The organism is Arthrobacter sp. 10N44_2 (assembly GCF_056394385.1).
On record NZ_JBFTHT010000002.1, the window covers coordinates 219,502 to 244,400 of the forward strand.

Sequence of the window (24,899 nt, forward strand, 5' to 3'; positions counted from 1 at the left end):
GAGGACTAGACCTCGGTCAGGACCTTGGTGACGTTGGGGTCAACCGAGATGCCCGGGCCGAACGTGGTGGCCACGGTGGCCTTCTGGATGTAGCGGCCCTTGGAAGCGGACGGCTTGAGGCGGAGGACCTCTTCCAGTGCGGCTGCGTAGTTCTCGGCCAGCTTGATGGCGTCGAACGAAACCTTGCCGATGATGAAGTGCAGGTTCGAGTGCTTGTCGACGCGGAAGTCGATCTTGCCGCCCTTGATGTCGTTGACGGCCTTGGCGACGTCAGCGGTCACGGTGCCGGTCTTCGGGTTCGGCATCAGGTTACGCGGACCCAGGACCTTACCGAGGCGGCCAACCTTGCCCATGAGGTCAGGGGTGGCGACGGCGGCGTCGAAGTCGGTCCAGCCGCCGGCGATCTTTTCGATCAGGTCATCGGAACCAACGAAGTCGGCGCCGGCCGCGATTGCGGCCTCAGCCTTGTCGCCCGTTGCGAAGACGAGGACGCGGGCGACCTTACCGGTGCCGTGCGGCAGGTTGACGGTGCCGCGGACCATCTGGTCGGCCTTACGCGGGTCAACGCCGAGGCGGAAAGCGACCTCAACGGTGGCGTCGAACTTAGACGGGTTGGTGTCCTTGGCGAGCGTCACTGCCTCGAACGGCGCGTAGAACTTCTCCGCGTCGATCTTGGCCGCGGCTGCCTCATATGCTTTGCTGCGCTTTGCCATGCTGCTTATTTCTCCTTGTGCAGTTGTGGTCTGCGGACCGCGCTGGGCCCTGCCACAGGCGGCATTCCGGCTGGTGTATCCGTTCCGGAATTCCGCTCTTCATTGTTTAGGTGGTGCCGGCTGGCCGGCGGTGCTGACGGCGTCGTGACCGGTTTCCCGATCCCGGCGCATCAGCGGTGGGGAATTAACCCTCGACGGTGATACCCATGGAGCGGGCGGTGCCGGCGATGATCTTCGCTGCGCCTTCGAGGCTGGTGGCGTTGAGGTCTTCCATCTTGGTGGTGGCGATCTCGTTGACCTGGGCCTGGGTCAGCTTGGCAACCTTGACGGTGTGCGGGGTAGCCGAACCCTTGGCGACGCCTGCAGCCTTTTTGATGAGCTCTGCAGCCGGCGGGGTCTTGGTGATGAACGTGAAGGAACGGTCCTCGTAGACCGTGATTTCCACGGGGATAACGTTGCCGCGCTGGGCTTCCGTCGCAGCGTTGTACGCCTTGCAGAATTCCATGATGTTGACACCGTGCTGGCCGAGCGCAGGACCGATCGGCGGGGCCGGGTTAGCGGCACCTGCCTGGATCTGCAGCTTGATGAGGCCGGTGACCTTCTTCTTGGGAGCCAATGTAGGTCCTTCTCTCAAATACGTCCTGGGACACAGGAGCGTGCCTCAGGTTGGTGGCCGCCATGGCAAGGCGGCCGGCCGCTCCGTGGCTGCTAAGCGGGCAGCCCGGGGCGAATTCTTAGGGAAAAGCTAGATCTTGCTGACCTGGTTGAACGCCAGGGTGACCGGAGTCTCGCGCTCGAAGATGGACACCAGCACCACGAGGGTCTGGGAATCGATCTTGATCTCGGAGATCGTGGCGGGGAGGGTCTCGAACGGGCCTTCCTTGACGATGACCGACTCGCCAACCTCGAAGTCGACGTCGACCTGGGCGGCGGCGTGCTTGACCGGCTTGCCCTTCTCGGCCTGCTCTTCTTCGAAGACCGGCGCGAGCATGGAGAAGACCTCATCGAGGCGCAGCGGGACCGGGTTGTGGGCGTTGCCCACGAAGCCGGTGACACCGGGGGTGTGGCGGACGGCACCCCAGGAAGCGTCGGTCAGGTCCATGCGGACCAGGACATAACCGGGGATGCGGACACGGTTGATGACCTTGCGCTGGGCGTTCTTGATCTCAACGACTTCCTCCATCGGAACCTGGATTTCGAAGATGTAATCTTCCATGTCCAGGGTCTGGATGCGGGTCTCAAGGTTGGCCTTGACGCGGTTCTCGTAGCCTGCGTAGGAGTGAATGACGTACCAGTCACCCTCCTGGCGGCGCAGCTTGGCTTTGAACTCGTCCGCGGGGTCGACGTCGGCCTTGGCGGCCGCCGCTGCCAGCACGTCGGCGTCAGCCTCATCAGCGTCGGCGTCAGCCTCATCAGCGTCGGTGTCGTCGGCGTCGGCTGCAACTGCTGCCTCTGCGTCGTCTGCCGCTTTTGCTTCCGTGGCTACGGCCTCGTCAGTGACGTCGGATTCGGGCGCAGCAGACACAGCCTCGGACTCTTCCGCGGCTTCCACCGCGGCGTCCTGGCTCTTATCCAGCTCAGTCTCAGTTACCTCGAGCTCCTGCTCAGACACTTGGTCTCCTGCTTCCTCATTGCCTAACATGCCTATTTAAATGACTCAATTCCGCACACCCCGCGGAATCTCCGGTTTCCCGGGGCATCCACGCAGTCTGCGGACCGGTCGCCTTAGCTGTCCGTGGGGCCGCTGCCGCCGAAGACCCAGCTGACCGCGGTCCCAAAGGCCAGGTCCAGCAAGGTGACGATCACCATCATGATGGTCACGAACACCAGTACCACGAGTGTGTAGTTGATCAGTTCTTTACGGGTCGGTGCGACGACCTTCTTCAGTTCGCCAATGACCTGGCGGATGAAGATCGCGATACGAGCGAAGAAGCCGGGCTTGGCGGCATTCTTGGCGGGGCGGCCTTTGGAGCTGCTGGCAGCTGTTTCGGTCACCTGGTCCTCACTCATCCTCGCAATGATCGGATACCCGGCTCTGAACTGAACCATGGTTGCTGCGCTGGTTCCGGATAATCCGGAACAGCATGCGCAGGGCAGACAGGACTCGAACCTGCAACCTGCGGTTTTGGAGACCGCTGCGCTACCAATTGCGCCACTACCCTTCGGGGAGAAAAACCGCTCCGGCCGATGCGTCCCACAGGCTTCCCTGAGGCGCAGGCCATCATCGTGTTTTCAACACCGGAGAACCAGTCTACGCAACAACTGCGTCTACGTCGAACCGGCCCTCTTCGGACCCCTGCGTGCCTGCGAAAACCAACTGACAGCCGTCAGTCACATTCGGGTTCAGGCACCCCGGGGGATCCGCTGAACAGCATAGAGTAGATTTCGTCGAATCCCACATCCAGCCTTCCAGCTGCAAGCGAAGAACGGACCCGCCCATGTCTGCTGCCCGCATTTCCCAGCGCATTTCCGCCATAGCCGAATCCGCCACTCTGGCCGTCGATGCCAAGGCGAAGGCGCTGAAGGCAGCCGGCCGTCCGGTTATTGGCTTCGGAGCCGGGGAACCCGACTTCCCGACCCCCGGCTACATTGTGCAGGCCGCCATCGAGGCCGCCGGCCAGCCGAAATACCACCGCTACTCCCCCGCCGGCGGGCTCCCCGAACTGAAGCAGGCCATCGCGGACAAGACCTTCCGGGATTCCGGCTACCAGGCGGCGGCGTCCCAGGTGCTGGTGACCAACGGCGGCAAGCAGGCCGTCTACAACACCTTCGCCACCCTGCTGGATCCGGGCGACGAGGTCATTGTTCCTACCCCGTTTTGGACCACATACCCGGAGGCCATCCGGCTGGGCGGCGGCGTGCCGGTAGAGGTGTTCGCGGGCCCGGAGCAGGGCTACCTGGTCACCGTGGACCAGCTGGAAGCGGCCCTCACCGAGCGCACCAAGATCCTGCTCTTCGTCTCCCCTTCCAACCCCACCGGCGCCGTGTACTCGCCGGAGCAGGTCAAGGAGATCGGCCAGTGGGCAGCGTCCAAGGGCCTGTGGGTTGTCACCGACGAGATCTACGAACACCTGACCTACGACGGCGTGCCGTTCACCTCGATCGCCACCGCGGTGCCCGAGCTCGGCGACAAGGTGGTCATCCTCAACGGCGTCGCGAAGACCTATGCCATGACCGGCTGGCGCGTGGGCTGGATGATCGGGCCCGCGGACGTCATCAAGGCCGCCACCAACCTGCAGTCGCACGCGACGTCGAACGTCTCCAACATCCCCCAGGTCGCCGCCCTCGCGGCCGTGTCCGGGCCGCTGACCGCCGTCGAAGAGATGAAGGTCGCATTTGACCGCCGCCGCAAGGCGATCGTCGCGGGCCTGAACGCGATTGACGGCGTTGACTGCCCGACGCCGAAGGGCGCGTTCTACGTGTACGCGGACGTCCGCGCGCTGCTGGGCAAGGAGTTCCCGTCTGCGAACGGCCCGGTGCGGCCGGCCACCTCTGCCGAACTCGCGGCGCTGATCCTTGACGAGGTCGAGGTGGCCGTGGTTCCCGGCGAGGCGTTCGGCCCGTCCGGCTACCTGCGCCTGTCCTATGCACTCGGCGACGACGACCTGGCCACGGGCGTCGCCCGCCTGCAGGACTTCCTCGGCAAGGCCAACTAACACGTCACAAACCCCGATGCGCTATCACTTCGGGTCCTTATTCCAGTGCGATAAGGACCCTAAGTGATAGCGCATCCTTGGGTTAAAGCAGGCGGCGCTCGGCGGCCCAGCGGGTCAGCTCGTGGCGGCTGGAGAGCTGAAGCTTGCGCAGCACGGCCGAGACGTGGGTTTCAACGGTCTTGATCGAGATGAACAGTTCTTTGGCCACCTCCTTATAGCTGTAGCCGCGGGCGATAAGGCGCATCACTTCGAGCTCCCGCGCCGAGAGCTTGTCGAGCTCGTCGTCGGCGATGTCCGCGGGGGCCGTGCCGAACGCGTCCAGGACGAAGCCCGCCAGCCGGGGTGAGAAGACGGCGTCGCCGCCTGCCACGCGGCGGACAGCGCCGCTGATCTCCGCGCCGGAAATGGTCTTGGTGACATAGCCGCGCGCGCCGGCCCGGATCACGGACACCACATCTTCTGCCGCGTCGGAGACGCTCAGCGCCAGGAACCGCGTGGTGCCCAGCAGGGGCGCCGAGCCGGCCAGGACCTCGCGTCCGCCGCCACCCCGGCCGCCGGGAAGATGGACGTCTAGGAGCACGACGTCGGGGCGCTGGACTGCGATGACGGCGATTGCCTCCTCCACCGTTCCGGCCTCCCCCGCGACGACGATGTCCGGGTCCAGGTCCGCCTTCAACCCGGAGCGGAAGATGGCGTGGTCGTCCACGATCACCACGCGAATCGGTGCGGGGTTTCCTTGCACAGGGTTTCCTGATGTTGGGCTGGTCACGGTTTGACCTCTCCGTTGGCGTTGTTGGCGGCGGCCGAGGCGGTTCCGGCAGAGGCGGCGGCGACGGGCAGCCGGAGCCGCACTTCGGTGCCGTCCGGGCTGCTGGTGATCGCGGCGGTGCCGCCGTGGCGGTTCATCCGGCCGATGATCGATTCCCTGACGCCGAGCCGGTCCGGGGGAACGGAATCCGGATCGAAGCCCGGGCCCCGGTCCTTGACGAAAACTTCCGCGGCGGCGTCGGTGACTTCCAGGTAGACGGACACGGCGCCGCCGCCGTGCCGGGCTGCGTTCAGCATGGCCTCTCGGGATGCCTGGACGAGGGCCTCATGGCGTTGGGTCATGGCGCAGTCCCCCACGCTGACCACCTCGACGGCGTTCCCCAGGGCGTCCTCGACCTCGGCTGCGGCGGCCTTGATGCCGTCGGACAGCTGACCGGATTCCTTGTCGGCGTCCCGGTACAGCCAGCCACGCAGCTCGCGCTCCTGCGCGCGGGCCAGCCTGATGACATCGTGCTCGTTGCCGGCCCGGCGTTGGATCAGGGCGAGGGTCTGCAGCACGGAGTCATGGAGGTGGGCGGCGATCTCGGCACGCTCGGTGGCGCGGACCCGCCCCGCGCGCTCTGTTTCCAGGTCGCGCCAGAACTTCAGCCCCCATGGCAGAAGCACCAGGGCCACGCCGCCGAGCACGGCCACCGAGGCCAGGAGGGCGAGCCAAGTCTGTTCCCAGGACCCCGAGCCGGACACCATGACCAGCACGCCGGCCACGACGAGGGCGAGCCCGGCCGCGAGGCGGGCCCAGCCGCCGGCCTGGTCCGCTTTGGTCTTGTCCACGAGCCCCGCCCGGCGGGTCTCGTCCAGTTGCATCCAGGCGATCGCGGCACCGCCCAGGATCGCCGCGACCGGGATCAGGGTACCCAGCGGCACGTCGACCCCCAGGAGCCGGGCGATCAGGATCCCGGCGGCCAGCAACAGGCCCGCGCCCAGCAGGATCTCCTTGCCGAAGGGCATGCCGGAAACTTTGGACCGCCAGGACCCCGGCGCCGCCGTCGTTGGCGTTCCACTGGTTCCGGGGGCTCCAGGCATGCCGGGGGCGTCGGGCAGGTTTGCCACGCCCGGGGTGTCCGGGAAGCTCACTGCCGGAGCGATGGGCGATGCCGGGCGGCGGGCGGTGCGCCGGGCGCTTTCATCCGCCGTGGGGACCATGATCCAAAGCCAGGCGTAGAAGGCCACCCCGGCCCCGCCGGCGAGCGCAGCCACTGCCATGCCGATCCTGACCATGCGCACCGGCCAGCCCAGGTGGTTGGCGAGGCCCGCGCACACGCCGGCAATCACGCGGTCGCTGCTGCGGACCAGCGGCGGGCGGGCGGGCGCGGTTGTCATGCCTCAATCCAAGCACGGATCGGGGTTTCCCGGACGCGTTTGAGGGCCCAACCGGGGGCCACTCAGGGACCGTTCAGGGTGTTCCCCAGTAGAGGCCGGCGCCGGGAACGGGAAGGATCGAAGTATGAACCCGCACACTCCGCACCCCGATGAAGGCCCGGCCTCCGCAGACCGGCCGGCCACGGATCGATCCCACCCCGAACTTCCAGAATCGGAACTTCCAGAACCGGAACCTCCCGCCACGGATCTTCCGCACACTGAGCGTTCCGTCACGGACCTTCCGCACACGGAACGTCCCGACCCCGAACTTCCAGGCACGGGCCAGCCCGCTCCGGCCTTCTCCGGGCCGGGCGGCGCGCCGCCGGAGCCGCCGCGGCTTTACCCGCCCGGCGATCCGAATGGGCCGTTGCCCGGCCGGCAAACCCAGAATTTCTTCGACTGGATCCGCAGCCAGGGCATTTACCGCGGACGCGACCGCTGGATCGGCGGCGTGGCCAGCGGCATAGCCCACCGGCTCGGCGTCGATCCGCTGATTATCCGCGGCGTCCTGATCGTCCTGACCGTCTTCGCCGGAATTGGCGTTCTCGCCTACGGCCTGGCCTGGGCGTTGCTGCCCGAACCCGACGGCCGCATTCACGTCCAGGAGGCCGCCGCAGGGCGGTGGACAGCCGGCATGACCGGCGCGCTCATCACCTCGGTCATCGGTTTCCCCAGCCTGGGCACCGGGGTCTGGGGCTGGGACCGCTTCGGCTTCGGCGCCTTCGTCTGGACCGTCTTCTGGGTGGGCGGTGCCATCTACCTCGTCTACTACCTGACCCAACGCAACAAGATCCGGGACGGAGCCACTGGCATGCCTTCGCGTTACGACGCAGGCAGCCCGGCCGGCGCCGCGGCTTTTGCGGCTAGCCCCCGCACCGCCGCCGGGCCGCAATCAGCAGGCAGCTTCCCGCAGGGCGGCGGCCGGACATATGGCGACCCGGCTGACAGCTCTCGAGTCACCGGCACCGGCCCGGACTGGGGTCCGCCTCCGCCGTCGGGACCCATTGCGTCCGGCCCCGTCCCGCCCGGCCCTGTTCCCCCAGGCGGCTACGGACCGGGGTCCGGCGCCACACCGCCCGCACCGGCCGCGCGCAACCTTGGCCCGGGCGCTCCGGCGGTTGCCATCACCGTCGGCTCCGCCCTCCTCGTGGGCGGGGGCATCAAGGCCCTCGACGCCGCCAACGTGATCGATCTCGGCGATGCCGGCAACGCGCTGGTCTGGGCCTTCGGCGCGGCCATCCTGGGCCTCGGGATCCTGTTCGCAGGGCTGCGGGGCCGGACCTCCGGGATCCTGGGCTTCTTCGCGGTCGTGGCCCTGCTGATCGGCGCCATTTTCAGCGTGGTCCCGCACGGGGACCGGTTCCGCTTCCAGAACGCCGACTGGACGCCGGCGAGCATTCAGCAGGCCCAAGGCGGCTTCGAGATCACCGGCGGCGCCGGAACCGCGGACCTGACCAAGCTGGCGCTGAATCCGCCCCTGGGCTCCGACGTCGTAGTTCCGATCGACGCGACGGCCAGCAACCTCACCGTCGTCATCCCCGCCACCGTTCCGGTGCACATCCAGGCGGACATGACCATGGGCAACCTCCACGACGGCAACCAGGACCGCGGCGGCATGACGACGCAGCAAAGCGACTACAACACCGCGAAACCGGGCGCCCGGCTGGTCCTGGAGATCTCCGGCACCGTCAGCAACGTGACCATCAAGGAAGGCAACTGACATGAGCAGCTATGACGACTCGCCGCTGGCCGATGCCGGGCACGACCCCGAAGCGGGTTCGCCCGCCCGGGTGGGCACAGTGGTCTGGGGACTGACAGTGGTGGCATTGGCTGCACTGATCATCATTTCCCGGCTCGGCCTCGTGGCCCTCAACGGCACCTATGTGCTGATCGGCCTGATGATCGGGGCCGGGGGTGCCCTGGTCGTGGGCGGCCTGGTCTCGGCACGCAGGCGTGACAATAAGTCAACTACAGGGAAGTCTTGACCCATGGATAAATTCTTTGACACCATCCGGGGCCTCGGCCTGAAACGTGGTCCGCAGCGCTGGGTTGGCGGCGTTTGCGGCGGGGTTGCCGCCAAACTGAACGTTGATGTGGCCTATGTCCGGATCGCCTACCTGCTCCTGAGCCTGCTCCCTGGCCCGGCGTTCGTGGTCTACCTCGCGGCCTGGCTCCTCCTCCCGGACCAGCGCAACGCAATCGTCCTCGAAAGCTTCCTCTCGAAGCGTTCCTCCCGGCCCTGACATCCATCACAGGCCATCCGTCACAGGCCGGCCCGGCCCCGCGGCCCGGCCCGGCGGCAACCTTCCCCGGTAGCTGCGCCGCACCACGAAAAGGTGCCCCCGCCATCATGGCGGGGGCACCTTTTGTAACCGTTTGTGTCCTGCCCCACACCCGCCACTAGACTCTAGGGTGAGCTCAGCGTGGCGCTCTGCCTGTACCCCTTCAAACCAGGATTTGAGCCAAGACATGAAAATTGGAATCCTCACCAGCGGCGGAGACTGCCCCGGCCTGAACGCCGTCATCCGTGGCGCCGTCCTCAAAGGAATCGCGGTCCACGGCCAGCAGTTCGTAGGATTCAAGGATGGCTGGCGCGGCGTTGTCGAGGGCGACATCGTGGAAATTCCCCGCACCATGGTCCGCGGCATCGCCAAGCAGGGCGGCACCATCCTGGGCACGTCCCGCACCAACCCGTTTGAGAACGGCGGCGGTCCCGAGGTCATCAAAGCCAACATGGACCGGCTCGGGATCGACGCCATCATCGCCATCGGCGGCGAGGGCACCCTGGCCGCCGCAAAGCGGCTCACCGACGCCGGCCTCAAAATCGTGGGCGTGCCCAAGACGGTCGACAACGACCTCGACGCCACGGACTACACCTTCGGCTTCGACACGGCCGTGGAAATCGCCACCGAGGCAATCGACCGGCTGCGCACCACCGGAGAGTCCCACCACCGCTGCATGATTGCCGAAGTCATGGGACGGCATGTGGGCTGGATCGCCTTGCACGCCGGCATGGCCTCGGGCGCCCACGCCATCCTGATCCCGGAGCAGAAGGCCTCCATGGAACAGATCGCCGAATGGGTCGTCTCCGCCCACGACCGTGGCCGCGCCCCGCTGCTCGTCGTCGCCGAGGGGTTTGTGCCCGAAGGCCAGGAGTCCCCGCATTCGGAGCGCGGCCTCGACACCTTTGGCCGGCCCCGCCTCGGCGGCATCGCCGAAATGCTTGCCCCCGAACTGGAGGCACGCACCGGCATCGAGACCCGCGCGACGGTCCTTGGCCACATCCAGCGCGGTGGCGTCCCGACGGCGTTCGACCGGGTCCTGGCCACCCGCCTGGGCATGGCCGCCATCGATTCGGTAGTGGAAAAGCGCTGGGGCACCATGGTGTCGCTGCACGGCACGGATATTGTGCACGTCGGTTTCGACGCCGCACTCGGCAACCTCAAGTCCGTACCGCAGAGCCGCTACGACGAGGCCGCAGTCCTCTTCGGCTAAGCGGACACCGGCGGGGTCCGGCTCGGGCGCGGCCCGCAGGGAAGAAGCGGGCCGGCAGCGCCGCAGCCAGGCAGGGGGCAGCCGGACGCGCGGCCGCGATGGGTAGGGTTGATTCATGACTCTTGAGCCCGGTTCCGCAGAAATTGTCCAGCTCGCATGGGCGCGCCGCCTGGGGTTCGACGACGGCGCCTTCGCGGCTGCCGCCGGCGTGAGGCTCACCCGGGCGGATGAGACAGCCCGGTCCCTGCAGTTCGTCCGCCTGTTCGGCAACTCCGCGCTGGTGGGCCCGCAGTGGGCGCTGGACGCCGCCGAGGGTCTCTCGGACGAGGAACTGGCCCAGCACGTGACGCTGCTGACCATCACCCGCGGGCACGGCGGCCACGGGCTCGGCGCCGCGGCACTCTTCTTCGCCGACGACCTCCCCCTGCAGCAGCCTGCCGGGGAGCTGACGGTCTCGCACGGGAACCCGGAAGCGATCGAACTGGAGACCTTCTGCCCGCCCGACGACGTCAACGAGGTGGGCCTCGCCGACCTGGAACACCGCTTCACCGTCCTGCATCTGGAAGACGGGCGGCGGACGCCCGTGGCCTGCGGGGCGTATGCCGAATGGGAAGGGCTCCTGGCCCATATGGGCGTGCTGGTCGCGCCCGAATGGCGGCGCCACGGCCTGGGCAAGCTGGCCGCCTCAGTAGCCGCCCACGAGGCCCTCGCCGCCGGACTGACGCTGCAGTGGCGTTCAGAAGTCAGCAACAAGGGGTCGCTGGCGCTGGCCCGGAGCCTGGGATTTTCCGCGGGCGGCATCCAGACCAGCGTGCTGCTGGGCTGATCCGGATGCCGCCAGGCTAGCCGCGCTCCGCGGCGGCCCTGTCCGTGTCTGCCCTGTCCGTGTCTGCCCTGTCCGTGTCTGCCTTACCCGTGTCCGCTGCTGCGGCTGTGGCTGCGGCAGCATCTGGTTCGCCCCAGCCTTGGACCGGCTTGGGCTTGGCGAAGAACAGCGCCACGGCAGCGCCGAGCAGGATGACCGCCGCCGGCAGCAGGATGGACTGGCCCATCGCCGTCGAGAACCCCTCATGAAGCTCCGCCGGCAGGGCCCCGCCGAAGCCCATCGGGCTGGCGTCTGCGCCTGCTCCGGGCCGGGCGGGGAGCTCGGCCGCCAGCCGCGACTGGATCAGGACGGCGATGGCGGCGCTGCCGAGTACGGCGCCGATCTGGCGGGTCGTGTTGTAGACGCCTGAGCCGGCTCCGGCCTGCCGCGGCGGCAGGTTGCGTGTGACGGTGGAACTCAGCGGCGCCCAGATGCCTGCATTGGCGAAGCCCAGAACTGCGCTCGGCAGCAGGAACAGCCAGATGGGGGTGTCCGGGTGCATGAGCAGGGCATTCCAGAACAGCGCCACGGACATCAGGACCAGGCCGGTCGCGGTGATGAATTTCGGGTTGACCTTGTCGATGATCCGGCCGACGACGGGGGCGAGCCCGCCCGAGATCAGCGCCATCGGCACCATCATGAGCGCCGACTGGGTCGGGGTCAGTCCGCGGACGATCTGGTAGTAGAAGATCAGCGGCAGGCTGAACGCGGTGACGGTGAAGCCCACGGTGGTGATCGCAATGTTGGCGAGCGAGAAGTTCCGGTCCTTGAAAAGGGACAGGGGCAGCAGCGGTTCACCCGTGTTGAACTTCTGCCACAGGACGAAGACCACCAGCACGGCGATGCCGCTGATGATCAGGCCCCAGACGGTGATGGGGCCGGCGATGGTGCCCCAGTCGTACGTCGCCCCCTCCTGGATGCCGAAGACCAGGAGGAACAGGCCGAGGGCGCTGAGCAGCACGCCGGGAATATCGAACTTGTGCGGGTGGGTGGTCAGCGAGGGCACGAAACGCTGGGCGAGGATGAAGCCGACAATCCCGACGGGAACGTTGATGAAGAAGATCCATTCCCAGCCGAGGCCGTCCACCAGCACGCCGCCGAGGATCGGGCCAACCAGCGTGGCGACGCCGGCCGTGGCACCCCAGATGCCCATAGCCGCTCCGCGGCGGTCCGGGGGGAAGATCCGGGTAATGACGGCCATGGTCTGCGGCGTCATCATCGCCGCGCCAAGGCCCTGGACCACACGGGCCGCGATGAGGATCTCGACGCTGCCGGAGAGGCCGCACCACAGCGATGCCACGGTGAAGACGACGAGTCCGGAGAGGTAGAGCTTTTTCGGACCGAAACGGTCCCCGAGCCGGCCCGTGATCAGCAGCGGCACGGCATAGGCGAGCAGGTAGGCGCTGGTGACCCAGATCACCGAGTTAATGTCAGTGTTGAGGCCCTCCATGATGCTGGGGTTGGCCACCGAGACGATGGTGGTGTCGATCAGGATCATGAAGAAGCCGATCACCAGAGACCAGAGTGCCGGCCATGGCCGGGCTACGTTTTCCATGCGGTTCCTTAGGGGCTGGTGTGAAACGGTGGATGGGCTGTGTGTGGGGGCGGCCGGGTTCCGGCCGCGGTCCTGTGCGGAGTTCACCACGGCAGTTCGCCGGAGCGGAGCTGGTCCTGAAGGCTGCGGATCCAGGCGATTTCGGCGCGCAGCGTGCTCTGCTGGAACTGGACATCGATCCAGTACTTGCGCTCCACACCCTTCTTCGCGAGCAGTTCCTCGCCGGAGACCAGGAAGCCGAGTTGCTCCTCCAACGCCTGAAGGCGCCGGTCGAGGAGTTCGACGACGACGCCGGCGGGCAGGTTGTAGGCCTCGGAGACGGCCAGCGGGAAGGCCGGGTATTCGTTGACCGGGGCGGCGAGCATGTCCTGCAGCCACGTCGTGAACGCTTCGCGGCCGGCAGCCGAGATCGTGTAAGTGGTGCGCTCCGGACGGTTGCCTCCCCGGTCCGTTCCCGTGGCTGTGACCAGCCCCTGATCCTCGAGCCGCCCGACGGCGTGATAAAGCGTTCCTGGCCGCACCTTGACCAGCCGGTCCTCGTGCCGCGCGATCAGGAGCTGGTACATCTCGTAGGGATGCATCGGTTCTTCCACGAGCAGGGAAAGTGCGGCGACACCCAGGGGTGTCAATGCGGTTGCCCGGGCCATGGTGCAGTCCTTCTCGGTTTAGCAGTGTTCTCTTCGGCCTAAACGGCAGTTACTCCACTAAAGATTATTCCACGTGGAGTATTTGAGGGCAATCCTCCCCAACCCGGGCCGGCCGCGCCCCGGCCCCAGGCGCGATTGGTCAGCCGAGGAGGGCCAGGATGTCCGTTCGGGCGAACATCTGCGCGGCGGCCCGCGCGGTGGGGGTGCCGGCGTCCGGGTCGGCCCCGGCGTCCAGAAGTTCCCGGGCCACGTCCGTGTAGCCCTTGAAGACAGCACCGGCCAGCGGGGTCTGGCCGCGGTCGTTCGGCGTGTTGGCGTCGCCGCCGTGGTCCAGGATCAGCCGGACAGTGCCGGCGTGGCCGTGGTAGGCCGCCAGCATCACCAGCGAGTCGCCGGAGGAGGTGGTCAGCGTGGCCGGGGCACCGGCGGCCAGGTAGCTGCCCAGCAGCGCGGAGTTGCCCTCGCGGGCGGCGTCGAAGAGCGCGTGCGCCAGCGCGAGTGTCTCGTCGTCGGGCGCGGCGCCCGGCTCGTTCACCTTGGACCCGCCGTTCATCGGGTGCCCCGCAGGAAGCCGGTCTGGCGGCCCACCACCTGGCCGGCGTCGGGGGCCACAATGACTTCCTGGGCCGCGGAGTACGGCTCGTCCCCGTCCACGACGGTCAGGACCTCGTCCGGGGCGACGGAGCGTTTGATCACGGCCAGGGCGACGGGGCCCATCTCGTAGTGCTGCGCCACGGAGGTCACGGTGCCCACCTTGCGCTCGCCCGCACGCACCTCGCTGCCGGCCGCGGGCAGGGTGTGCTGGGAACCGTCGAGCTGGAGGAACACGAGACGGCGCGGCGGGTGGCCCAGGTTGTGGACGCGCGCGATCGTCTCCTGGCCCTTGTAGCAGCCCTTGGCCAGGTGCACGGCAGTGCGGAGGAGGTCGAGCTCATGCGGGATGGTCTTGTCGTCCGTTTCCGCGCCCCACCGGGGCCGCCACGCCGCAATCCGCAGCGCTTCGGAGGCCATGGTGCCGGCGAGGGCACGGTCGCCCACGGTCGCGACCAGTTCGTCCGCGGGGACCAGGTACTCGAACCACGGCCGTTCCAGTCCTGGATGGGCGTCCTCGCCCACCACAGCGTAGGAGTAGCCGCCGGCGCCGACGTGCGGCCACGGGTCTTCCCACGCCTGCAGCGCGTCCCATTCCGGGATGCGGTGCGTGGAGCCGAGTACGGCCCAGTCGGCGGAGACGTCCGCGATTTCGACCCGGAGCATGAATTTCATCTTGTTGAGCCATTCGGCGAGCGGGGCCGCCTCGGCTGCCTCGACGATCAGCCAGGTCGTGGCGCCGTCGTCCACCACCCTGGCGTCAAATTCGATCCGGCCCTGCACGCTCAGCAACAGCAGTTCGGTGGACTGGCCAGGGGCCAGGGAAGTGAGCTGCTGGGAGGACAGGGTGTTGAGCCAGCTCAGGCGGTCCGGCCCGCTGACCGTCACCACGCCGCGGTGTGAGAGATCGACGACGGCGGTGCCGGCGGCCAGCGCCCGCTGCTCCCGGAGCGGCTCGCCGTAGTGGGCGGCGACGCCGGCATCGGCGCCGCCGGCCTCAACCGCGGCCGGGCGCGACAACAGGGGGCTTTTGATAGTCATATTGAAAGGAACGTCCTTAGCTCTGTGCGTATTCCGGCCCCGGCAGGGACCATCTGGCTCCGCCGGACTGTGGGGCAGGCCGGTCCTAGCGGTATTCCGGATTTTCAAAGTCGAAGCGGGTGCCCGCTTTCCAGGCGTCGGGCAGGTTTCCGTAGGCGGGAATGCCGCCCGCGTCCTTGAGCATGCGCGCCAGGTGCAGCATGTTCCAGGTCATGAAGGTGGTGTTGCGGTTGGTGAAATCGCTCTCCGGCCCCCCGGACCCCTGGTCAAGGTAGCTCGGTCCCGGCCCGACGGGACCGATCCAGCCGGCGTCGGCCTGCGGCGGGATGGTGAAGCCGACGTGCTGGAGGCTGTACAGGACGTTCATGGCGCAATGCTTGATGCCGTCCTCATTGCCGGTGATGAGGCAGCCGCCCACCTTCGGGTAGTAGGCCCACTGGCCCTTCGCGTTCAGCTGCCCGGAGTGGGCGTAGAGGCGCTCGATGAGCTTCTTGGTCTGCGAGGAGTTGTCCCCCAGCCAGATGGGCCCCGCGACGACGACGATGTCCGCTTCCTGGACGGCCGGGTAGAGTTCCGGCCACTCATCGGTGGCCCAGCCGTGTTCGCGCATGTCCGGGTAGACCCCGCTGGCGATGTCGTGGTCCACCGTGCGGATCACGCGGGTGCTGACGCCCTGCTTCTCCATGATCCGGCGGCTGACCTCGATCAGGCCCTGCGTGTTGGACACGTCCGGGGATTTCTTGAGCGTGCCGTTGAAGAACACGGCCTTGAGGTCGGCGTAGCTGGCGCTGCCGGGTGCTGTGCTGCCGGCTGAGCTGGTGACTGTGTCATTCACGGTATTTCTCCTGGGTCGATGGTGACAACGGAAAAATCAGTGAGACCGCGTAATTAGCCTGCTTTGGCGAGGATGGCCGATGCGTGGGCCTCCAGGCCGCCGCCCGCCGTCGAATTCTTGCCGGTGGCCACGTCCCAGCGCCACAGCAGGTTTCCTTCCACCAGCCCGAAGATCCGGGTGGCCGCCGTGTACTCCTTGGAGTGGCTGCCGCGCATCACCATGTCGGTGCTGAGCTGGATCTGGGGGCCCTTGATCTGGCCGTAGTACAGCTCCGAGATCCCGCCGGGGTGGGCGATGGAGACCGAGATGTCGAAGCCGCCATCGCTGTTGCGCAGGGCCTCCACCTCGTCGGCGCTCTTGAGCACCGGGACGATGTCCGCCGGGATCAGGCCGGGGCCGCCGTCCTCCTCGCGCTGCTTACGCTCCAGCGCCCAGAAGCCGGTCTCGACGGTGAGGGGACGCAGCTTCGTGCCCTCGTCGTCGGTCAGCCAGCTCTCGGCGCGGTACTGCAGGTACGGCAGGCCGTTGTGCGTAAACGAGACGTGTTGCAGGAAGTGCTCGGAGTCCTCGTCTCCAGCCCCCAGCCGGCCGCTGCCCTCCCACTCACCAATGAGCCAGGACAGCGGAACGATTTCGGGGGTCAGATCAGTAGGGATTTCAATCGGCACAGCATCTACCTCTGGAAGCTACGGGGTCTGGAACGTGTTACTTCTGGCCTTTGAAGAGGCGGTACACGACAAAGCCGGCAAACCACGCCATGGACAGGCTGGCCACGCCAAGCAGGACAAGGAAAAAGATCTCATATGCAAGTACGGACATGATGCCATCCTAACGCTTAGTAGATGAGTAGTTTGTCTATGAAGTAGGCCAGGGAACCGACAGCAGAAACCGGCCCGAGCCCCATGCCCACGGCCGCCAAAACATTAAGGCCTTCACCGTTGAGGATGACGAGGCGGCGGAAACTTACCAGCACCGCCCCCACGACGACACCGACGAGGGCCGCCGGCAGCACGGCGATGTCGGAGAACACCAGGCCGGCGAGCGGCCCGGCAAGGCCGGCGCTCACGATGCCCAGCGGCGCCACGATCCGGTCCGGCCAGCGGATCAGCCCCGCCAGCAGCGCGATCGCCGAGCTGATGGCCGCCACGAGGATCATTTCGCGGACCCCGTTGAAGCGCGAACTCGCAATCCAGCCGGCGCCGAGGCAGGAGAGCAGGACACCCGCGCACGAGCCCAGGGTGGATTCGAGGCGCTGGGCCTGACCGGTGCCCCGGATCAGCTGCATGACGAAGATTGCCATGACCCCGACGGCTAGGAATGACGGCGTCCAGTCCAGGAAGCCCGGAGCCGGGAGATAGGTCGCAGCCACTGCCGACCCGACGCCGGGCAGGCCAATCAAGACCGCAAGGGTCTTCTTGGCGGGGATGCCGAGAAAGTAGGGCCAGCCGATACCGATGCCGGCGGCGGCGAGCGCCGCGACGGCCAGGAGGACCTCAGGCGAGGTATAGGCTCCGGCGACAATCGCCGCGAGACCGGCCAGGCCGATGATCCCGACGCTCCACGGCTTCACTGTCTGCTCGCCATCGGCAGACCCAGCATGGCCAGACCTTCGCTCACTGCGGACCCCAATTCGACTCGGCTCAATTTCGACGGGCCGCGGGCCCTGACGGTTCAATCCTGCCCTATGTGAACGGTATGTGTCGCAAAAGGAGGCGCCGGAGGTGACGGGACCATGGCCGGAATGGGGCCTTTAGGTATACTCAACATCAGCAACAAGACGCCCAACGATGCGCGGACACCCCTTGGAGGAACAATGTCGCACATCCTGCTATTGACGAACAGCACGGGAACATCCGTGGACGTCCTGCCTGCTCTGGAACTGCTGAACCACCGGGTGCATATCCTTCCGGCCGAGCCCACTGCCCTGCTCGAGACCGACCCCTGCGACATCGTCCTGCTCGATGCCCGCAAGGACCTGGTCGGCGCACGTTCCCTCACCCAGCTGCTCAAGGCCACCGGCCTCAGCGCCCCGTTGATGCTGATCCTCACCGAGGGCGGCATGGCCGCGGTCTCCTCGGCGTGGGCCGTGGACGACATCCTCCTGGAATCCGCGGGCCCGGCAGAAGTCGAGGCCAGGATCCGGCTCGGCGTTGCGCGCGCCGTTCCGGACAAGGAAGACGTGCCGACCGAAATCCGGGCCGCCGGCGTCGTGATTGACGAGGCCAGCTACACCGCACGGGTCAACGGCGCCGCGCTCAACCTGACCTTCAAGGAATTTGAACTGCTGAAATACCTGGCCCAGCACCCCGGCCGGGTGTTCACCCGCCAGCAGCTGCTGACCGAAGTCTGGGGCTACGACTACTACGGCGGCACGCGCACCGTGGATGTCCACGTCCGGCGGCTGCGGGCCAAACTGGGCGCCGACCACGAGAACCTGATCAGCACCGTCCGCAACGTCGGCTACCGCCTGACCCTGGTCCGCCAGCCCGAGGACGAACTGACCGAGGCCTGAGCGCGCCACGGCCGCCACAGCGCGGCGGCGCCGGTACGCAGGCACTGTACACAAGCACTGAACGCAGGCACTGAACGCAGAAGGCCCCGGACTCTGGAATCCAGAGTCCGGGGCCTTGTTGGTGCACCAAACCATCGGCACAAACTTTTCAGTGGAGGACATACGGGTCGAACGTATCGAGGCCACCCCAGTGGTGGATCCCCCTCGCATCTGGCTCAATGCCGGACGAGATAACGACTATACGCGGCCGTCCGCAGTTCGACAAAATCGGCCGCTGACCCCCATGCACCCGATAGCCTTGCACCATGAGCCCTGCGCACCCGGAAAACTGGCCCGTACACACTGAAAAAGGAACGGTGGACGCCGCGCTGCTGCGGGACGTCGCCGCCCTTGTCGCCGCGGCGGAAGAGTCCGACGGCAATCCGCCGTTGTCCGAACAGACCCTTGTCACGCTGCGCGCCGGCGATGCGGGCGAGCACTCGGTGCTTGCCCTGGCCCTCTATGCCCCGGATGACAAGTTGGATCCCGCGACGGCGCAGGACCTGGCCGGCGTCGCCGTCGTCATTGAGGAACCGGACGGCACCGGCATCCTCGAGGTCGCCGTCCATCCCAGCTACCGCAACCAGGGCGTGGGTGACCGCCTGCTGGGCGAACTGAAGACCGTCCGCGGCTTCGCCGGCCTGAAAGCCTGGTCCCACGGAAACCACGAGGCCGCGGCCGACCTCGCGGCCCGCTACGGCTACGGCGCCGTGCGTGAGCTGTGGAAGATGCGGTTGATGACGGCGGCAGCGGCCCTGCCGGAGGTCCAACTCCCGGACGGCGTACAGCTCCGCGCCTTCGTGCCCGGCCGGGACGAGGACGCCTGGCTGGCCGCAAACAAGGCCGCCTTCGCCCACCACCCGGAGCAAGGCAACATGACGCGGGCCGATCTGGACGCCCGGATGGCCGAACCGTGGTTTGATCCCGCGGGCTTCCTGCTGGCCGTCGACCCGGCGGACCGGCTCCTGGGATTCCATTGGACCAAGGTGCACCCCCGGCACGGCGACCACCCCGCAATGGGCGAGGTCTACGTGGTGGGCGTGACCCCCGACGCCCAGGGGTCCGGGCTGGGCAAGGCCCTCACGGTCGCCGGCATCAGGCATCTTCAGGACCTGGGGCTCCGCGCCGTCATGCTCTACGTCGATGCCGACAACACCCCCGCCGTCGCCCTCTACCGCCGGCTCGGATTCACCCGCTGGGATGTCGACGTGATGTACGCGCCGCTGCCGCAGCAGCCGTCACCGGCCGCCGCTCCAGCGCCGGACGGCGTTAGTCAAGTCGGCGGATAACCGTCCCGGCCCGGGCCGAAACCTGGGGTCATCCGGCCATGATTGCTTGTAAGGTTGAAGCTACATCGCGCCAGCATTGAGGAGACACCATGCCACGGGATACCGCCCGGACATCCACGTCTGAACCAGCAACGCCGGAAAAGGGGGCGCGTCCGGTACGTGCCCGCTTTGGCTCCTCCGAAGTGCCGGCCTCGCGCGCCACGCAGGACCGGATCGACATTCCGGAGTTCGCACCGAACCTGGAACCGGAAGGCGACATCCGCCCCGACCGGTTCCTGGACCGGGAACTGAGCTGGCTTGCGTTCAACGCGCGGGTCCTGGAATTGGCCGAGGACCCCAACCTGTACCTGCTGGAGCGGGTCAGCTTCCTGTCCATCTTCGCCTCCAACCTGGACGAGTTCTTCATGGTCCGGGTGGCCGGGCTGAAGCGGCGGATCGCCACGGGGCTCGCCGTCCCCTCCCCTGCCGGGCTGAGCCCCATGCAGGTCCTGGAGCAGATCGGCGAGGAGGCCCACCGGCTGCAGCAGCGCCACGCCCGGGTCTACGCCGAACAGATCCGTCCGGCGCTGGCCTATGAGCACATCCACCTGATGCACTGGGAGGAGCTCGACTCGCAGGCCAAGGACCAGCTCAGCGCCATGTTCGCGGAAAAGGTATTCCCGATCCTGACGCCGCTGGCCGTGGACCCGGCGCACCCGTTCCCCTACATCTCCGGGCTGTCCCTGAACCTCGCCGTGGTGGTCCGCAACCCGGTCAGCGACAAGGAGCTCTTCGCCCGTGTCAAGGTCCCTGACCAGCTCCCGCGCCTGATCTCCATCGACGGCGCCCGCGCCGGCTCCGTCCCGGGACGGGTGGCACGGTTCATCGCGCTCGAAGAAGTTATCGCCGTGCACCTGGACCAGCTGTTCGCCGGCATGGAGGTCCTGGAACACCACATCTTCCGCGTGACCCGCAACGAGGACGTCGAGGTCGAAGAGGACGACGCCGAAAACCTGCTGCAGGCCTTGGAGAAGGAACTCCTGCGCCGCCGGTTCGGCCCGCCCGTCCGCCTTGAGGTCACCAATGACATCAACCCGAACATCCGTGCCCTGCTGATCCGCGAGCTCGGCGTCGAGGAATCCGAGGTCTACTCCGTGCCGGCGCCGCTGGACCTGCGCGGGCTCTCGGTGATTGCCGGGATCGACCGGGCGGACCTGCACTACCCCAAGCACGTCCCGCACACCTCGCGCTACCTCAACGAATCGGAAACGTCCAAGGCGGCCAACGTCTTTGCCGCCATGCGGCGACGGGACATCCTCCTGCACCACCCGTACGACTCCTTCTCCACGTCGGTCCAGGCGTTCCTGGAACAGGCAGCCGCGGACCCCAAAGTCCAGGCCATCAAGCAGACCCTGTACCGCACTTCCGGTGACTCCCCGATTGTCGATGCCCTGATCGACGCCGCCGAGGCCGGCAAGCAGGTCCTGGCGCTCGTGGAGATCAAGGCGCGCTTTGACGAGCAGGCGAACATCTCCTGGGCCCGGAAACTGGAACAGGCCGGCGTCCATGTGGTGTACGGCATCGTGGGGCTCAAGACCCACTGCAAGCTCTCCCTCGTGGTCCGCCAGGAAGTGGACGGCCTGCGCCGCTACTGCCACATCGGCACCGGCAACTACCACCCCCGCACGGCCCGCTATTACGAGGATCTGGGCCTGCTGACGGCGAACGAACAGGTCGGCGAAGACCTGTCGAAGCTGTTCAACCAGCTCTCCGGCTACGCGCCGAAGTCCACGTTCAAGAGGCTGCTCGTGGCGCCGCGCTCGGTCCGTTCCGGGCTGATCGACAGGATCGAGACCGAGATCAGGAACGCCCGGGCCGGCATCCCCGCCCGCGTCCAGATCAAGGTCAATTCGATGGTGGACGAAGCCATCATCGATTCCCTGTACCGCGCGTCCCAGGCCGGGGTGCAGGTGGATGTCATTGTCCGCGGCATCTGCTCCCTGCGGCCCGGCGTTCCGGGCCTGAGCGAGAACATCACGGTCCGCTCCGTGCTGGGCCGCTTCCTGGAACACTCCCGCGTCTTCGCTTTCGCCAATGCCGGCGACCCGGTGGTTTACATCGGCTCGGCCGACATGATGCACCGCAACCTCGACCGCCGCGTTGAAGCCCTCGTGCAGCTGACGAGCGGCGACGACACGAGCTACGTCCTGGACTTGCTCAACCGCTACATGGTGCCCGAAACCGCGAGTTGGCATTTGGACAAGCAGGGTGAATGGAACCGCCACCACCTGGCGGAAGACGGCCAGGACCTCAAGGACGTGCAGTCCTGGCTGCTCGCCTCCCGCTCGCGCCAGCGCTCGACCATCCTGCGGTAGGGATCGTGAGTGTGAGCAGCGATGCACTGGTTGCGGACCAGGCTGACCAACCCGGCGAAGAGGTTTCCGTCACGGCGGCGGGCGCCATCCCCTGGCGCCTCAATTCGGTAAACAAGGACCAGCTCGAGGTCCTGCTGATCCACCGTCCGAGGTATGACGACTGGTCCTGGCCGAAGGGCAAAATAGACGCCGGCGAGACCATCCCGGAGTGCGCCGTGCGCGAGGTGGAGGAGGAGATCGGGCTCACCGCTCCGCTGGGGATCCCGCTCCCGCCCATCCACTACCACGTGGCGGCCGGGCTGAAGGTGGTTCACTACTGGGCGGTCGACGTCGACGGCGCCGTCTTGATCCCGGACGGCACGGAAGTCGACAGCGTCATGTGGTGCCCGCCCGAGAAGGCCGCCCGCCTCCTGAGCAACCCGAGCGACATCGAGCCGCTGCAGCACCTGGTGAACGCCCACGACCGCGGGGAGCTGGCGACCTGGCCGCTGCTGATCGTGCGCCATGCGAAGGCCAAGCCCCGCTCGTCCTGGTCCAAGGCCGAGGGCGACCGCCCGCTGGCCGCCACCGGCATGCGGCAGGCGCAGTCGGTGGGGCGGCTCCTGCAGGCGTGGAAGCCCGCGCGGATCGTTTCAAGCCCGTGGTTGCGGTGCGTTGCCACCATCGCACCCTACGCCAAGGCGGCCGACGCCAAGGTCAAGCTCAACGAGGCCCTCACCGAGCACCGGCACAGCCGCAGCCCGCACAAGACGGCAGCCGTCGTCGAGGGATTGTTCGACAAGCAGCGGGCCGTCGCGCTGTGCACGCACCGTCCGGCCCTGCCCACGGTCCTGAAGCAACTCGCGAAGCACATGAACTCCCGGCTGCGGGACCTGCTGCCGTCCTCGGACCCGTTCCTGGCGCCGGGCGAGATCGTGGTCTGCCACGTCGCCCGCGGCAGCAAGAAAAAAGTGGTCGCGGTGGAGCGGTTCAAGCCGTTCGACGACTGAGGTCCTTGACCCCGGGGGGCCCTAAGCCTAGTTTGTATCAATAGCTTGATACATTACTGCTGAATCTTGGGGGATTCCGTGCCGGTCCTGTTGAACGTGCCGCCGATGCTGTTGCTCGGCCCGGCGATCGCCGCCCTGCTGGTGTATGCCGTCCTGCGGTGGGTGATCTGGGCTCCCGGGACCGGAACGTCGCCGCAGACAGTATCGGAGCACGGGCTGTGGGTAGGTGTGATCGGCTGGCTCGCAAGCTCACTCCAGGGCGCCATGACCCTGGGCATCATCCCGGCCAATCCGTCAGCGTCCGCCGTGGTGGGCGCCGACTCGATCATCCCGGCGCTGGCATGGCCGGTCCTGGGCTGCCTGGGCGTGCATGCCCTGGGACAGGTCACCTACCCGGGTCCGCGGCGAATGCGGCGGCAGGCCGTGCTGTCCGTGCGGCGCATCAAAGACTTCCTGCCCCGCAGGCTGGCATTGACCACGGCTGCGATCTTCGTCTCGGCTGCCGCGGCCATCGCCCGGACTGCCACGCTGCCCGGGTTCGCGGCCGTGGCTCCCACTACGGTCAGCGACGGCGCGTACGGCTACTACAACAGCGGCGGCGACGGCCGTATCCCCGGACCGGAGGTGGCCGCATGGCTCGGCGGCGCCCTGCTGGTGCTGGCCGTCGGCACGTGGCTGGTTTTGTGGCTGATCGCCCGCCGCCGGCAACTGGAGGCCCTTGACGCGGCGGACAACGCTGTACTGCGGACCATCGCGATGAACCGGCTGCTGCGCACAGTGTCCACAGTGGCTGCCGGCTTGGCGGTCATCGCGGGGAACTTCGCGGCCCGTCCCGATCCGGCCCAGCAAACGGGATCGTGGACGAACTTCGCCGGCCTCGCGGCGACCGTGGTCCTGCTCGTGATGTGGTGGTGGCGGCCGCCTCGGCTTGCTTCCGCCGGGCTGGGCGTCCGGAACCGGCCGGAATCAGGGATCGCCGCCGGCCGCCAGCACCCGGCCGCCAGGCTGGTCTCCTCACTTGGAGCGCTCCTGGGCCTCGCGGCCGCCGTGCCGCTGGTCGCCGGAGCCTTCCTCGCCCCCGTGATCATGGCGGCCGCCGGCTACGGACTTGCGGGACTCGTGGCCGTGATGGGCACCTGCGTCCTGCTGGTCATCGCCGGAGGCGAGCTGGTCCTGCAGCGCAACTACGGAACGCCGGAGGCGCCGCGCACCTGGCCCCGGCAGCCGGTCAGCCCGGCCCTGCTGACCACGGCGGTCCTGGCGCTGCTGGTCTTCCTGGCAGCCCTCGCCGTCACCGCCGCGGGACAGGCCCTGCTGGCCGAAGATCGCGGCTGGGTTCCGGTTGCACTGCTCACCGCCGGGACCTGCGTTGCCGCCCTGCCGGCGTTCCTCCGGGCCCGGTCCCGCCAGGGCGTCCGCGACGCCCCGCGCGGTCTGGACCCCGCGCTGCGAGCCATCACTGTCCACCGCGTCGTGCGGACCCTCGCCGCAACCCTCACGGCCCAGGCCGGTGTCCTCCTGCTGACCCAGACCAATGCCTGGGCGGCGGTGTTCGGGCCGGACGCGTTCGGCGACGCCGTCGATCCGGCCGCCGGATCGTGGTGGCCGGCGACCCTGGCAGGCGCTGTCCTGGCCGCCAGTGCCGTGGTCATCGCCGTCATCCCCGTGGGCGGCCTGGCCCGGAAGACCCCCGCTCCCCTGCCGCGGAAGGAAGTCGCCGCGTGACGGCGGGCATCGCCGTCAACCTGCGTTCGCCAGTTCCCCCCTTCGAGCAGATCCGGACGCAGATCGCCTCCCTCATCAGCGCCGGGACGCTGGCAGCGGGAACCCGGCTGCCGACCGTCCGCAGCCTCGCGTCGGACTTGGGCCTCGCGGCCGGGACAGTCGCGCGGGCCTACAAGGAACTCGAACTGGCCGGACTGGTCGAAACCCGGCGGCGCAACGGCACGGTGGTCGCCGGCAGCCAGCCGATCCTGACCCCGCCCGCACCTCCGCCGGGCACGGTCCCGGTGGAGGTGATCGCCGCCGTCGACCGCTGCATTGCGGAAGGCCGCACTGCCGGGCTCGACGACGCGGCACTGCTGGCGATCCTGCGGGCGAGGCAGGGAGGGTCACACAAATAAGGAGAGCC

At 67.7% G+C, this 24,899-nt stretch carries 25 protein-coding genes and 1 tRNA gene; 12 read left to right on the forward strand and 14 right to left on the reverse strand.

Annotated features, from left to right (window positions below):
- Window positions 1-5: 5 nt before the first annotated feature.
- The 5 genes from rplA to AC1DBX_RS04005 all read right to left on the reverse strand — a co-directional run bounded on the left by rplA (window position 6) and on the right by AC1DBX_RS04005 (window position 2,875).
- The gene (gene rplA / locus AC1DBX_RS03985) at window positions 6-713 is read right to left on the reverse strand and encodes a 50S ribosomal protein L1 (RefSeq protein ID WP_018773648.1); all 708 of its coding nucleotides are present in this window, start codon (window positions 711-713) and stop codon (window positions 6-8) included.
- Between the two features lie 184 nt (window positions 714-897).
- Window positions 898-1,329, reverse strand: coding sequence for a 50S ribosomal protein L11 (gene rplK, locus AC1DBX_RS03990; RefSeq protein WP_018773647.1), 432 nt, complete (start codon window positions 1,327-1,329; stop codon window positions 898-900).
- 129 nt (window positions 1,330-1,458) lie between these two features.
- On the reverse strand, window positions 1,459-2,325 hold the full coding sequence (gene nusG / locus AC1DBX_RS03995) for a transcription termination/antitermination protein NusG (RefSeq protein ID WP_476931119.1): 867 nt from the start codon (window positions 2,323-2,325) through the stop codon (window positions 1,459-1,461).
- Between the two features lie 113 nt (window positions 2,326-2,438).
- Window positions 2,439-2,723: a preprotein translocase subunit SecE gene (gene secE, locus AC1DBX_RS04000; protein WP_028276538.1), complete on the reverse strand. Its 285-nt coding sequence runs from the start codon at window positions 2,721-2,723 to the stop codon at window positions 2,439-2,441.
- A gap of 79 nt (window positions 2,724-2,802) precedes the next feature.
- Window positions 2,803-2,875 (reverse strand) — tRNA-Trp (locus tag AC1DBX_RS04005).
- Between the two features lie 276 nt (window positions 2,876-3,151).
- On the opposite strand from AC1DBX_RS04005, the gene AC1DBX_RS04010 reads away from it, so the two are divergent.
- Window positions 3,152-4,369, forward strand: a complete 1,218-nt coding sequence (locus tag AC1DBX_RS04010) for a pyridoxal phosphate-dependent aminotransferase (RefSeq protein WP_476931120.1) — start codon at window positions 3,152-3,154, stop codon at window positions 4,367-4,369.
- A gap of 82 nt (window positions 4,370-4,451) precedes the next feature.
- Here the strand turns inward: AC1DBX_RS04010 and AC1DBX_RS04015 are convergent, their stop codons facing one another.
- Window positions 4,452-5,111 (reverse strand): LuxR C-terminal-related transcriptional regulator, encoded by a 660-nt coding sequence (locus AC1DBX_RS04015; RefSeq protein ID WP_223913807.1) that lies wholly within the window; start codon window positions 5,109-5,111, stop codon window positions 4,452-4,454.
- Between the two features lie 23 nt (window positions 5,112-5,134).
- Window positions 5,135-6,517, reverse strand: a complete 1,383-nt coding sequence (locus tag AC1DBX_RS04020) for an ATP-binding protein (protein ID WP_476931121.1) — start codon at window positions 6,515-6,517, stop codon at window positions 5,135-5,137.
- A 124-nt stretch (window positions 6,518-6,641) separates the two neighbouring features.
- Here AC1DBX_RS04020 and AC1DBX_RS04025 point away from each other — a divergent pair, with 124 nt between their 5' ends.
- The 5 genes from AC1DBX_RS04025 to AC1DBX_RS04045 all read left to right on the forward strand — a co-directional run bounded on the left by AC1DBX_RS04025 (window position 6,642) and on the right by AC1DBX_RS04045 (window position 10,877).
- Window positions 6,642-8,276, forward strand: a complete 1,635-nt coding sequence (locus tag AC1DBX_RS04025) for a PspC domain-containing protein (protein WP_476870460.1) — start codon at window positions 6,642-6,644, stop codon at window positions 8,274-8,276.
- A 1-nt stretch (window position 8,277) separates the two neighbouring features.
- A complete protein-coding gene (locus tag AC1DBX_RS04030) occupies window positions 8,278-8,541 on the forward strand; it encodes a hypothetical protein (RefSeq protein WP_028276533.1) in 264 nt (87 codons plus the stop codon).
- A gap of 3 nt (window positions 8,542-8,544) precedes the next feature.
- Window positions 8,545-8,799, forward strand: a complete 255-nt coding sequence (locus tag AC1DBX_RS04035) for a PspC domain-containing protein (RefSeq protein WP_476851311.1) — start codon at window positions 8,545-8,547, stop codon at window positions 8,797-8,799.
- A gap of 226 nt (window positions 8,800-9,025) precedes the next feature.
- Entirely contained in the window at window positions 9,026-10,051 is a 1,026-nt protein-coding gene (locus AC1DBX_RS04040) for a 6-phosphofructokinase (protein ID WP_018773638.1), read from the forward strand.
- A gap of 115 nt (window positions 10,052-10,166) precedes the next feature.
- Window positions 10,167-10,877, forward strand: a complete 711-nt coding sequence (locus tag AC1DBX_RS04045) for a GNAT family N-acetyltransferase (protein ID WP_223913802.1) — start codon at window positions 10,167-10,169, stop codon at window positions 10,875-10,877.
- 16 nt (window positions 10,878-10,893) lie between these two features.
- Here the strand turns inward: AC1DBX_RS04045 and AC1DBX_RS04050 are convergent, their stop codons facing one another.
- From AC1DBX_RS04050 to AC1DBX_RS04080, 7 genes are all read right to left on the reverse strand, one after another.
- Window positions 10,894-12,471 carry an MFS transporter gene (locus AC1DBX_RS04050; RefSeq protein ID WP_476931122.1) on the reverse strand — a complete coding sequence of 526 codons (1,578 nt, stop codon included), beginning with the start codon at window positions 12,469-12,471 and terminating at the stop codon, window positions 10,894-10,896.
- 83 nt (window positions 12,472-12,554) lie between these two features.
- Window positions 12,555-13,118: a PadR family transcriptional regulator gene (locus tag AC1DBX_RS04055; RefSeq protein ID WP_476851314.1), complete on the reverse strand. Its 564-nt coding sequence runs from the start codon at window positions 13,116-13,118 to the stop codon at window positions 12,555-12,557.
- A gap of 139 nt (window positions 13,119-13,257) precedes the next feature.
- Window positions 13,258-13,653 (reverse strand): ankyrin repeat domain-containing protein, encoded by a 396-nt coding sequence (locus AC1DBX_RS04060; RefSeq protein ID WP_028276529.1) that lies wholly within the window; start codon window positions 13,651-13,653, stop codon window positions 13,258-13,260.
- Between the two features lie 14 nt (window positions 13,654-13,667).
- Window positions 13,668-14,750, reverse strand: a complete 1,083-nt coding sequence (gene ygfZ / locus AC1DBX_RS04065) for a CAF17-like 4Fe-4S cluster assembly/insertion protein YgfZ (RefSeq protein ID WP_476855678.1) — start codon at window positions 14,748-14,750, stop codon at window positions 13,668-13,670.
- A gap of 85 nt (window positions 14,751-14,835) precedes the next feature.
- The gene (locus AC1DBX_RS04070; protein ID WP_476851316.1) at window positions 14,836-15,585 is read right to left on the reverse strand and encodes a flavodoxin family protein; all 750 of its coding nucleotides are present in this window, start codon (window positions 15,583-15,585) and stop codon (window positions 14,836-14,838) included.
- Between the two features lie 53 nt (window positions 15,586-15,638).
- Window positions 15,639-16,253, reverse strand: a complete 615-nt coding sequence (locus AC1DBX_RS04075; protein ID WP_476851317.1) for a nitrobindin family protein — start codon at window positions 16,251-16,253, stop codon at window positions 15,639-15,641.
- A gap of 167 nt (window positions 16,254-16,420) precedes the next feature.
- Entirely contained in the window at window positions 16,421-17,155 is a 735-nt protein-coding gene (locus AC1DBX_RS04080; protein ID WP_476887017.1) for a permease, read from the reverse strand.
- Window positions 17,156-17,398: 243 nt separating this feature from the next.
- Here AC1DBX_RS04080 and AC1DBX_RS04085 point away from each other — a divergent pair, with 243 nt between their 5' ends.
- From AC1DBX_RS04085 to AC1DBX_RS04110, 6 genes are all read left to right on the forward strand, one after another.
- Window positions 17,399-18,097, forward strand: coding sequence for a winged helix-turn-helix transcriptional regulator (locus tag AC1DBX_RS04085; protein WP_277526303.1), 699 nt, complete (start codon window positions 17,399-17,401; stop codon window positions 18,095-18,097).
- Between the two features lie 305 nt (window positions 18,098-18,402).
- Window positions 18,403-19,425 (forward strand): mycothiol synthase, encoded by a 1,023-nt coding sequence (gene mshD / locus AC1DBX_RS04090; RefSeq protein WP_476870457.1) that lies wholly within the window; start codon window positions 18,403-18,405, stop codon window positions 19,423-19,425.
- 89 nt (window positions 19,426-19,514) lie between these two features.
- A complete protein-coding gene (locus AC1DBX_RS04095; protein WP_476931123.1) occupies window positions 19,515-21,779 on the forward strand; it encodes an RNA degradosome polyphosphate kinase in 2,265 nt (754 codons plus the stop codon).
- Between the two features lie 11 nt (window positions 21,780-21,790).
- On the forward strand, window positions 21,791-22,768 hold the full coding sequence (locus tag AC1DBX_RS04100) for an NUDIX hydrolase (RefSeq protein WP_476855676.1): 978 nt from the start codon (window positions 21,791-21,793) through the stop codon (window positions 22,766-22,768).
- 78 nt (window positions 22,769-22,846) lie between these two features.
- The gene (locus tag AC1DBX_RS04105; protein WP_476872984.1) at window positions 22,847-24,493 is read left to right on the forward strand and encodes a hypothetical protein; all 1,647 of its coding nucleotides are present in this window, start codon (window positions 22,847-22,849) and stop codon (window positions 24,491-24,493) included.
- Window positions 24,490-24,891: a GntR family transcriptional regulator gene (locus tag AC1DBX_RS04110; RefSeq protein ID WP_476851322.1), complete on the forward strand. Its 402-nt coding sequence runs from the start codon at window positions 24,490-24,492 to the stop codon at window positions 24,889-24,891. The genes AC1DBX_RS04105 and AC1DBX_RS04110 overlap by 4 nt, the downstream gene beginning before the upstream one ends.
- Window positions 24,892-24,899 lie beyond the last annotated feature (8 nt).